Here is an 8,267-nt window from a genome sequence, read left to right on the forward strand (position 1 = left end):
CCTACCGCTTGCGGCCGAGGGTGGCCAGCGCGGCGCGCAGCACGCCGGCCGTGGTGTGGCCGTCGCCGTCGGCCAGGACCTTGTCCACGGCCTGCTCGGCCTGCTTGGCCGGGAACCCGAGCCCGGCCAGCGCCTCGACGACCTCGGCACGCAGGGCGCCGGGGGCGGTGACGGCCGGCACGTCGCCGGTGCCGGCGAGCGCGGTGACCTTGTCGCGCAGTTCGAGGGTGAGCCGTTCGGCGCCCTTGCGGCCGATGCCCGGCACCGAGGTCAGCACGGTGATGTTGCCTTCGACCAGCGCGGCCCGCAGCTTGCCGGGGTCGAGCACGGCAAGGGTGGCCAGCGCGAGCCGCGGCCCGATCCCGGACACCGTCTGCAGCAGCCCGAACAGCTCGCGCGCGTCGGCGTCGGCGAAGCCGAACAACGTCAGCGAGTCCTCGCGGACGACCAGCGCGGTGTGCAACCGGGCCTCTTCGCCGCGGCGCAGGGTCGCCAGCGTCGCCGGGGTGGCCTGCACGGCGAAGCCGACCCCGCCGACCTCGACCACGACGTGGTCGAGGCCGACGATGAGGACTTCTCCGCGTACCGACGAGATCATCGTGCTGCTCCTGGGTTCTTGGCTTGCTTCGCCGCCGCGGCGAGGCGGGCTTTGTGCGTGCGGGCCATCTCGGCCGCGCGGGCTTCGGCCTCGGCGAGCCGGGCCCGCATCGGCTCCCGCCAGAGGTGGCAGATGGCCAGGGCGAGGGCGTCCGCGGCGTCGGCGGGGTGCGGGGCGACCTCGAGGTTCAGCAGGCGCATCACCATGGCCGTGACCTGCGCCTTGTCGGCCCGCCCGGACCCGCTGACGGCGGCCTTGACCTCGCTCGGGGTGTGGAACACGACGGGCAGCCCCCGGCGCGCGGCGGCCAGGGCGACCACGCCGCCGGCCTGGGCGGTCCCCATCGCGGTGCGGACGTTGTGCTGGGCGAAGACACGCTCGACCGCCACCGCGGCCGGCTTGTACTTGTCCATCCACCGCTCGACCTCGTCGGAGATTTCGAGCAGGCGGTGCGCCAGATCGGCGTCCGCCGGCGTCCGCACGACGTCCACGGCGACGCAGCGGACGGCCCGGCCCTTGCCGCCGTCGACCACCCCCAGGCCGCACCTGGTCAGACCGGGGTCGACCCCGAGCACGCGCACCCGCATTCCTTCCCGCCGCGAACACCAGTTCGAGCTTGAAGCTTATTCTGGTTAGGCCGCCGCGACCCGCCCGCACACCGCTGATCAGCGCAAAAGTCATGCGGCGGCCGACGGCTGAATAAGTCTCACTGCAGGCTACTGGGCGCGTCTGCGGCAGGATGGGTGACATGCCGGAGCCGTCGGATTTCGTCACCCACCTGGGGCTGCAGCCGCTGCCCGTCGAAGGCGGGCGGTGGGCGCAGAGCTGGCGGTCGGAGACCGGCTCGGCGATCTACTACCTGCTCGTCGCGCCGGAGTCCTCCGCTCCGCACCGCCTGGACCGGGTCGAGGTCTACGCCCACCACGCCGGCGCGCCCGCGGCCATGCTGCTGCTGCACCCGGACGGTTCGGTGGAGCGGCCGGTGCTGGGGACCGACGTCGCCGCCGGGGAACGCCCGCAGGTCGTGGTGCCCGCCGGGACGTGGCAGGCCACCGTCACGTGCGGCGCGTGGAGCCTGCTGGGCACGGTCGTGGTGCCGCCCTACACCGACGGCTGCGTGGAGTTCGCGGCCGCGGCCGACCTGGCGCCGCAGTATCCGGAAGCGGCCGCCGACCTGCGGAAGTTCTAGGGGCCGTCGACGCCGGGGGTCCAGCTTTCCGGGGCGCCGCTCCCGGTCAGCACCAGCTGCCACCGCGCGAACCCCTCGGGCGCGTCCGGGTGCCACGGGAACTTCCCCTCCGGCGTCGCGACGATCAGCTGCAGCGCCGGGAAGTCGCCGTCCGGGTAGATGAGGAACGCCGTGCCGAAGTATTCGGGGTAGTGCCCCCGGTTGACGCGCTCGAGGACCACCGGGACGCCGTCGAAGAAGTCGTCGTAGCGCCGGCCGACCTCGAAGATCTCGCCGTTGGCGGCGCGGTCGACGTAGGCGTCGAGCAGCACCTGCCCCATCTGGCCGGGCAGCCCGACCACGACGGCCTCCGGCACGTTGTGCAGCGCCCACGCGCACGCGGTGAAGCTGTAGCCGGCACCCTCGTCGTCGGCGGCGACGTTGATGACGGCGTTGCCGCGTTCCTTCGCCTGCCCCTCGATCCATTCGATGAGGCGCAGTTCTTCCGCGGACAGCTCGGCGGTGATGTCGGCGGCAGCGGCGGGGGTCGTCGAGGTCACGGCGCACATTCTGCCTGACGAGCCTGCTTCAGCCCAGTGCCCGGGCCGGAAAGTTTCCGGCCCGGGCACGAAAGCGGTGCGGCACAAGCAAAAACTCAGCCGACTTCGGCGAGCACCTCGTCCGACACGTCGAAGTTCGCGTAGACGTTTTGGACGTCGTCACAATCTTCGAGGGCGTCGATCAGCTTGAAGACCTTCTTCGCGCCGTCCACGTCGAGGGGCACGTTCACCGTCGGGAGGAAGGTGAGCTCCGCCGACTCGTACTCGAACCCGGCCTCCTGGAGCGCCTTGCGCACCGGCACCAGGTCGCCGCCCTCGCAGACGATTTCGAAGCTCTCGTCGAGGTCGTTGACCTCTTCCGCGCCGGCGTCGAGCACCGCCATGAGGACGTCGTCCTCGGTGGCGTCGCCCTTCGGCATGATCACCACGCCCTTGCGGTTGAACATGTAGGCGACCGACCCCGGGTCGGCGAGGGAGCCGTTGTTGCGCGTGAGCGCGGTGCGGACCTCCATCGCGGCGCGGTTCTTGTTGTCGGTGAGGCACTCGATCAGCACCGCCACGCCGTTGGGGCCGTAACCCTCGTACGTGATGTCCTGCCAGTCGGCGCCACCGGCCTCTTCGCCGGCGCCGCGCTTGCGGGCACGCTCGATGTTGTCCTGCGGGACCGAGTTCTTCTTCGCCTTCTGGATGGCGTCGTAGAGCGTGGGGTTGCCATCCGGGTCGCCACCACCGGTGCCCGTGCGGGCGGCCACCTCGATGTTCTTGATCAACCGCGCGAAGAGCTTGCCGCGCTTCGCGTCGAGGTTGGCCTTCTTGTGCTTCGTGGTGGCCCACTTGGAGTGGCCGCTCATCTCTCCTCCATCTGTTCCGTACCCCGGCCGGGCACCGCGTCTCAGGCAGCCTTTCGCACAAGGTCGACGAACAGCCGGTGCACCCGCACGTCGGGCGTGAGTTCCGGGTGGAACGCGGTCGCCAGCACCGCCCCTTGCCGGACCGCGACGATCCTAGCGGTCTCCTCGTCCACGCCGGGCACGCCGCTGACCGTGGCCAGCACCTCGACGCCGTCCCCGGCCTTCTCGACCCAGGGAGCGCGGATGAACACGGCGTGCACCGGCCCGCTGTCGACCTGGGCGAAGTCGAGGTCGGCCTCGAACGAGTCGACCTGCCTGCCGAAGGCGTTGCGCCGCACGACGACGTCCAAGCCGCCGAGCTGCTGCTGGTCGGGCCGCCCGTCGAGGGTCTGCCGCGCCAGCAGGATCATCCCGGCGCACGACCCGAAGGCGGGCAGCCCCTCGGCGATCCGTGCCTTGAGGGGTTCCAGCAGCTCGAAGCTCTCCAGCAGCCGCGACATGGTGGTGGACTCGCCACCGGGCAGCACCAAACCGTCCACTCCGGACAGCTCACCGGCCCGCCGCACCGGCACGGCCCGCGCGCCCGCTTCGGCCAGCATCGCCACGTGCTCGCGCACGGCACCCTGCATGGCGAGCACACCGATGACCGGCTCCGACGACACCCGACCTCCCGAAAGACCTTCCCACCAGCCTAGACGCACCGGCTCGGCGGCCTACCGGCAGGTCAGACCCGCCTCCCGCCCGGCTTCACCGACACCGACCCGGCGCGGGGGCTCAGGGCACCCCGGCCAGCCTCAGCAACGCCGCCGTCGCCGCGGCGGCCACCACCACCAGCGCGAACGGTGCCTTCCGCCACGCCAGCACCCCGGCCACCAGCACTCCCGCCGGCCGGGCGATCCCGGCGAACCCGTGCCCCTCGGTCAGCGCGCTGACCGCCACCAGCGCCGCCAGCAGCACGACCGCCGCCAGCGCCATCAGCCGCTCGGCCTTCGGCGTCAGCTTCACCCGGCTCCGCAGCACCGGCCCCGCGAACCGGAACGCGAACGTCCCGAGCGCCAGCACCCCCGTGGCGATCAGCAGTTCCACGCCGTCCATCAGCGCGCCTCCTCCAGCTCGGGCTCCTTCGCGGCCACTCCGGCCAGCACCCCCGCCAGCGCGAGCAGCACCGGCAGCCCGGCCGGCAGGAACGGCGTCGCCGCCAGGGCGACCAGCACCCCGATCAGCACCGGCAGCCGGGCCGCCTTGTCGCGCAGCGACGGCAGCACCAGCGCCAGCAGCACCGCCGGGAAGGCCGCGTCGAGGCCGAACACGTCGGTGTCGCTGATCGCCGTGCCGGCGTACGCCCCGCCGACCACGCCGATGTTCCAGCAGGCGAACAGGCCGATCCCGCACGCCCAGTACGCGGCGCGCCGGCGGTGCGCCTCGCGCTGGGCCAGCGCGAACGCGACCGATTCGTCGATCATCAGGTGGCTGCCGGCCAGCCGGGCCGTCCACCGCTTCCCCAGGACGTCGCCGATCGCGAAGCCGAACGGCAGGTGCCGCGCGTTGGCCAGCAGCCCGGCCAGCACCGCGGCGAACGGGTTGCCGCCCGCGGCGACGATGCCGATGAACATGAACTGCGACGCTCCGGCGAAGACCAGCAGCGACATCAGCATCGGCAGCCACAGGGGGAAGCCGGAGCTCACCGCGATGGCGCCGTAGGAAACCCCCACGAGACAATCGGCGAGACAGACCAAGCCGATGTCACGGGCGAGGTCCCGATCGAGTGTTCGCCATATCGAACGCATGTGTTCTAGAGTGAACGCAAGGCCTCGTGTTCGTCAAGACGAACAAAAAGACCGATGGAGCGAACAGGATGTCTCAGGAAGCCACCGGGGCGCCGCTGGAGATCATCGCGGCCTCGCTGCGCCGCGAGCGGACGCGCGCGGGGCTGTCGCTGACCGAGGTCGCGCGCCGCGCCGGCCTGGCCAAGTCGACGCTCTCGCAGCTCGAGTCGGGCACCGGCAACCCGAGCGTCGAGACTTTGTGGGCGCTCGGCGTCGCTCTCGACGTGCCGTTCTCCCGGCTGGTCGAACCGGATCGGCCGAAGGTCCGGGTGGTCCGCGCGGGGAAGGGGCCGACGGTGTTCGCCGAACACGCCGACTACGCGTGCACGCTCCTGTCGGCCTGCCCCACCGGCGCCCGCCGCGACATCTACGTCGTCCGCGGCGAGCCGGGCACGCCGCGGCGCTCCGACCCGCACATGACCGGGGTGGTCGAGCACATCGTGCTGTGCGCCGGCCGCGCCCGGATCGGTGTCACGGACGCCCCGGAGGAGCTCCTGCCCGGCGACTACATCTGCTACCCCGGCGACGTCCCGCACATCTTCGAAGCCCTCGAGCCGGGGACCTACGGCGTCGAAATCTCCGAATACATCTGAACCGTCACCGGTTTCGGGGATGGCCGAAGAGCACGGTCGAAGTGGGTTCGCCGACGTCTTCTCCCCTACGTTGGCACAGGTCGCGATGCCGATCCGGACCGGCCATCCGCGCCCGCCGTTCCTGTCCCCCTCACGAGCCACGGGCTCGCTGACGTTCGTTGTGAGGCAGCCGCATGTACGACGTCATCGTGGTCGGGGCGCGCTGCGCCGGTGCGCCCACCGCCCTGTTGCTGGCCCGCGCGGGCCACCGGGTGCTCCTGCTCGACAAGGCGGCGTACGGCTCCGACACCCTCTCCACGCACCTCGTCCACCAGCCCGGGATCGCGGCCCTCGCCCGCTGGGGAGTGCTGGACCAGGTCCGCGCGTCGGGCTGCCCGCCGCTGGAACGCACCGTCTACGAGATCGCCGACGTCCACATCGACGGGTGCGCCGGCGGCGTGGCGGGACAGCGGGCGAAGTTCGCCCCGCGGCGCCGGGTGCTGGACGCGTTGCTGGTGGACGCGGCCGTCGAGGCCGGGGCCGAGTTCCGCGACCGCTGCCGGGTGACCGGGCTGCGGTGGGACGGATCGGGCCGGGTCGTCGGGGTCGAGGGCCGGCACGGGGGCCGGACCTTCACCGAAGACGCGCGGCTGGTGGTGGGCGCGGACGGCATGCGCTCCACCGTCGCCCGGCTGGTGGCGGCGCCGTACCGCGTGCGGGACCCGCTCATGACCTGCGCCTACCACACGTACTGGCCCGACGTGCCCGCCGACGGCGTGGAGCTGTACGAGCGGCCCGGCGGCTGGGTGGCCGCCGTGCGCACCAACGACGACGCGACCATCGTGCAGGCGTACTTCCCGCAGTCCCGGTTCGCGGAGGTCCGCACCGACGCGCGCCGGGCCTACGAGGAGCAGATCCGCGCCACCGCGCCCGCGCTGTACGAGCGGCTGCGGGGCCGCGAGCCCGCGGAGCGCCTGCACGGCTGCGGTGACCAGCAGAACTTCTTCCGGCAGGCGACCGGGCCCGGCTGGGTGCTCGCCGGCGACGCCGGGCACCACAAGGACTCCATCACCGCCCGCGGCATCAGCGACGCGTTCCAGCAGGCGGAAAGCCTGGTGACCGAGGTGGGAAGCGCGCTCGGCGGCGATCCCGCGCAGCTCGACGCCGCCCTCGCCCGGTTCGCCGAAGACCGGGACGCGACCCTCACCCCCGGCTACCGGGCCGCGCTCGGCGTCGCCCGGCTGGCCCCGGCCCACCAGCAGCGGCTCGCCCTCCTGCGGGCCGTGCAGTCCGATCCGGAACTCGTCGCGACCTACCTCGACACGGTGGCCGGAATCGTGCCCCCGGATGCCCTCTACACGCCGAAGCTGCTCGCCCTCCTCTGAAGCCACCGGAGCGAAAATGGTCACCTTCACCGCCGAGCACGTCGCGCTCCGCCAGCTGGTCCGCGAGTTCGCCGAAAAGGAAATCGGGCCGTACGCCGACGATTGGGAAGCGAACGGGAGCTTCCCCGCGCACGAGCTGTTCCCGAAACTGGCCGAGCTCGGCCTGCTCGGCCTGGAGTACGACCCGGCGTACGGCGGCCAGGGCGCGGACCACCTCTGCACGGTGATCCTGCACGAGGAGCTCGGCCGCGTCGGACCCGCCGGCGTGGCCCTGGGCATCGGCATCCAGACGGACATGGCGACCCCGTCGCTGCACCGGTACGGCAGCGAGGAACTCAAGCAGCGGTACCTGGTCCCGGCGATCAGCGGCGAGGCGGTCTGCGCGGTCGCGGTGACCGAGCCCGACACCGGCTCCGACGTGGCTGCCTTGACGACCCGTGCGGTGCGCGACGGCGACGACTGGGTGATCAACGGCTCGAAGGCCTACATCACCAACGGCACCCAGGCGGACTGGATCTGCCTGCTGGCCCGCACGTCCGACAAGCCCGCCGGCGGCGGCGCCGGCGTCGGCCTCTCGCAGATCATCGTCCCGGCGGACACTCCGGGCTTCCACGTCTCCCGCAAGCTCGACAAGCTCGGCATGCGCTCCTCCGACACCGCCGAGCTGACCTTCACCGACGCGCGGGTCCCGGTCGCCAACACGATCGGCGAGATCGATCTCGGTTTCTACCAGCAGATGAGCCAGTTCCAGAACGAGCGCCTCGCCATGGGCTACGCGGCGGTCGGCGGCATGGAGACGGCCCTCACCAGGACCGCGGACTACCTGAAGACCCGCAAGGTCTTCGGCAAACCCCTGATCGACAACCAGCACCTCGCCTTCACGCTGGCCGAGCTGAGTGCGCGGCTGGACGTCCTGCGGCACTACAACTACGCCGCGGCGGAGGCCTACATCCGCGGCGAGGACGTGAACCGGTTCGCGACCGTCGGGAAGCTGGAGGCGGGCCGCCTGGCGCGCGAGATCTCCGCGACGTGCCTGCAGTTCCACGGAGCCATCGGGTACATGGAGGAGATGTGGACCGCCCGGTACTTCCGGGACAGCCCCGTGTGGTCGATCGGCGGCGGCGCCGACGAGGTCATGCTGTACGTCCTGTCCCGGTTGGACGGCTACCACGCTTGAGGAGCACGGCTGCCGGGGGGGGGGGGGGGGGGGGGCCCCCGCGCCCCCCCCCCCCCGCGCCGCCCCGCCCCCGCCCGGGGGGGGCGGTGGTGGGGGGACGCCCCCACCCCACCGCCCGCCCCCCCCCCCC

The 8,267-nt window shown here is 72.3% G+C and carries 11 protein-coding genes; 4 read left to right on the plus strand and 7 right to left on the minus strand.

The features are described from left to right. Window position 1: 1 nt before the first annotated feature. Both ruvA and ruvC read right to left on the minus strand, forming a co-directional pair. Window positions 2–598, minus strand: a complete 597-nt coding sequence (gene ruvA / locus ISP_RS27575; protein WP_013227122.1) for a Holliday junction branch migration protein RuvA — start codon at window positions 596–598, stop codon at window positions 2–4. After that, window positions 595–1,179 (minus strand): crossover junction endodeoxyribonuclease RuvC, encoded by a 585-nt coding sequence (gene ruvC / locus ISP_RS27580; protein WP_034284467.1) that lies wholly within the window; start codon window positions 1,177–1,179, stop codon window positions 595–597. Before ruvC ends, ruvA begins: the two co-directional genes overlap by 4 nt. 167 nt (window positions 1,180–1,346) lie before the next feature. On the opposite strand from ruvC, the gene ISP_RS27585 reads away from it, so the two are divergent. Continuing rightward, a complete protein-coding gene (locus tag ISP_RS27585; RefSeq protein WP_013227124.1) occupies window positions 1,347–1,787 on the plus strand; it encodes a cupin domain-containing protein in 441 nt (146 codons plus the stop codon). Here the strand turns inward: ISP_RS27585 and ISP_RS27590 are convergent. From ISP_RS27590 to ISP_RS27610, 5 genes are all read right to left on the minus strand, one after another. Then, window positions 1,784–2,335: a DUF4262 domain-containing protein gene (locus ISP_RS27590; protein ID WP_049878153.1), complete on the minus strand. Its 552-nt coding sequence runs from the start codon at window positions 2,333–2,335 to the stop codon at window positions 1,784–1,786. The two genes, ISP_RS27585 and ISP_RS27590, sit on opposite strands and share 4 nt — an antisense overlap. An 86-nt stretch (window positions 2,336–2,421) precedes the next feature. Continuing rightward, the gene (locus tag ISP_RS27595) at window positions 2,422–3,177 is read right to left on the minus strand and encodes a YebC/PmpR family DNA-binding transcriptional regulator (RefSeq protein WP_013227126.1); all 756 of its coding nucleotides are present in this window, start codon (window positions 3,175–3,177) and stop codon (window positions 2,422–2,424) included. A 41-nt stretch (window positions 3,178–3,218) separates the two neighbouring features. Continuing rightward, entirely contained in the window at window positions 3,219–3,839 is a 621-nt protein-coding gene (gene pdxT / locus ISP_RS27600; RefSeq protein ID WP_013227127.1) for a pyridoxal 5'-phosphate synthase glutaminase subunit PdxT, read from the minus strand. Window positions 3,840–3,951: 112 nt separating this feature from the next. After that, window positions 3,952–4,272 carry an AzlD domain-containing protein gene (locus ISP_RS27605; RefSeq protein WP_013227128.1) on the minus strand — a complete coding sequence of 107 codons (321 nt, stop codon included), beginning with the start codon at window positions 4,270–4,272 and terminating at the stop codon, window positions 3,952–3,954. After that, window positions 4,272–4,964: an AzlC family ABC transporter permease gene (locus ISP_RS27610; protein WP_034284464.1), complete on the minus strand. Its 693-nt coding sequence runs from the start codon at window positions 4,962–4,964 to the stop codon at window positions 4,272–4,274. Before ISP_RS27610 ends, ISP_RS27605 begins: the two co-directional genes overlap by 1 nt. A 68-nt stretch (window positions 4,965–5,032) precedes the next feature. On the opposite strand from ISP_RS27610, the gene ISP_RS27615 reads away from it, so the two are divergent. The 3 genes from ISP_RS27615 to ISP_RS27625 all read left to right on the plus strand — a co-directional run bounded on the left by ISP_RS27615 (window position 5,033) and on the right by ISP_RS27625 (window position 8,137). Then, window positions 5,033–5,596, plus strand: a complete 564-nt coding sequence (locus ISP_RS27615; protein WP_034284483.1) for a helix-turn-helix domain-containing protein — start codon at window positions 5,033–5,035, stop codon at window positions 5,594–5,596. Window positions 5,597–5,769: 173 nt separating this feature from the next. Continuing rightward, the gene (locus ISP_RS27620; RefSeq protein WP_013227131.1) at window positions 5,770–6,960 is read left to right on the plus strand and encodes an FAD-dependent oxidoreductase; all 1,191 of its coding nucleotides are present in this window, start codon (window positions 5,770–5,772) and stop codon (window positions 6,958–6,960) included. A 16-nt stretch (window positions 6,961–6,976) separates the two neighbouring features. After that, window positions 6,977–8,137 (plus strand): acyl-CoA dehydrogenase family protein, encoded by a 1,161-nt coding sequence (locus ISP_RS27625; RefSeq protein ID WP_013227132.1) that lies wholly within the window; start codon window positions 6,977–6,979, stop codon window positions 8,135–8,137. Window positions 8,138–8,267: the final 130 nt, after the last annotated feature.

Origin of the sequence: Amycolatopsis mediterranei (assembly GCF_026017845.1) — a bacterium.
Lineage (GTDB): Bacteria > Actinomycetota > Actinomycetes > Mycobacteriales > Pseudonocardiaceae > Amycolatopsis > Amycolatopsis mediterranei.

Coding starts and splice junctions, on each gene's coding strand:
- ruvA (WP_013227122.1), bottom strand. CDS start 598: ATGATCTCGTCGGTACGCGGAGAAGTCCTCATCGTCGGCCTCGACCAC.
- ISP_RS27585 (WP_013227124.1), top strand. CDS start 1,347: ATGCCGGAGCCGTCGGATTTCGTCACCCACCTGGGGCTGCAGCCGCTG.
- ISP_RS27590 (WP_049878153.1), bottom strand. CDS start 2,335: ATGTGCGCCGTGACCTCGACGACCCCCGCCGCTGCCGCCGACATCACC.
- ISP_RS27595 (WP_013227126.1), bottom strand. CDS start 3,177: ATGAGCGGCCACTCCAAGTGGGCCACCACGAAGCACAAGAAGGCCAAC.
- ISP_RS27605 (WP_013227128.1), bottom strand. CDS start 4,272: ATGGACGGCGTGGAACTGCTGATCGCCACGGGGGTGCTGGCGCTCGGG.
- ISP_RS27610 (WP_034284464.1), bottom strand. CDS start 4,964: ATGCGTTCGATATGGCGAACACTCGATCGGGACCTCGCCCGTGACATC.
- ISP_RS27615 (WP_034284483.1), top strand. CDS start 5,033: ATGTCTCAGGAAGCCACCGGGGCGCCGCTGGAGATCATCGCGGCCTCG.
- ISP_RS27620 (WP_013227131.1), top strand. CDS start 5,770: ATGTACGACGTCATCGTGGTCGGGGCGCGCTGCGCCGGTGCGCCCACC.
- ISP_RS27625 (WP_013227132.1), top strand. CDS start 6,977: ATGGTCACCTTCACCGCCGAGCACGTCGCGCTCCGCCAGCTGGTCCGC.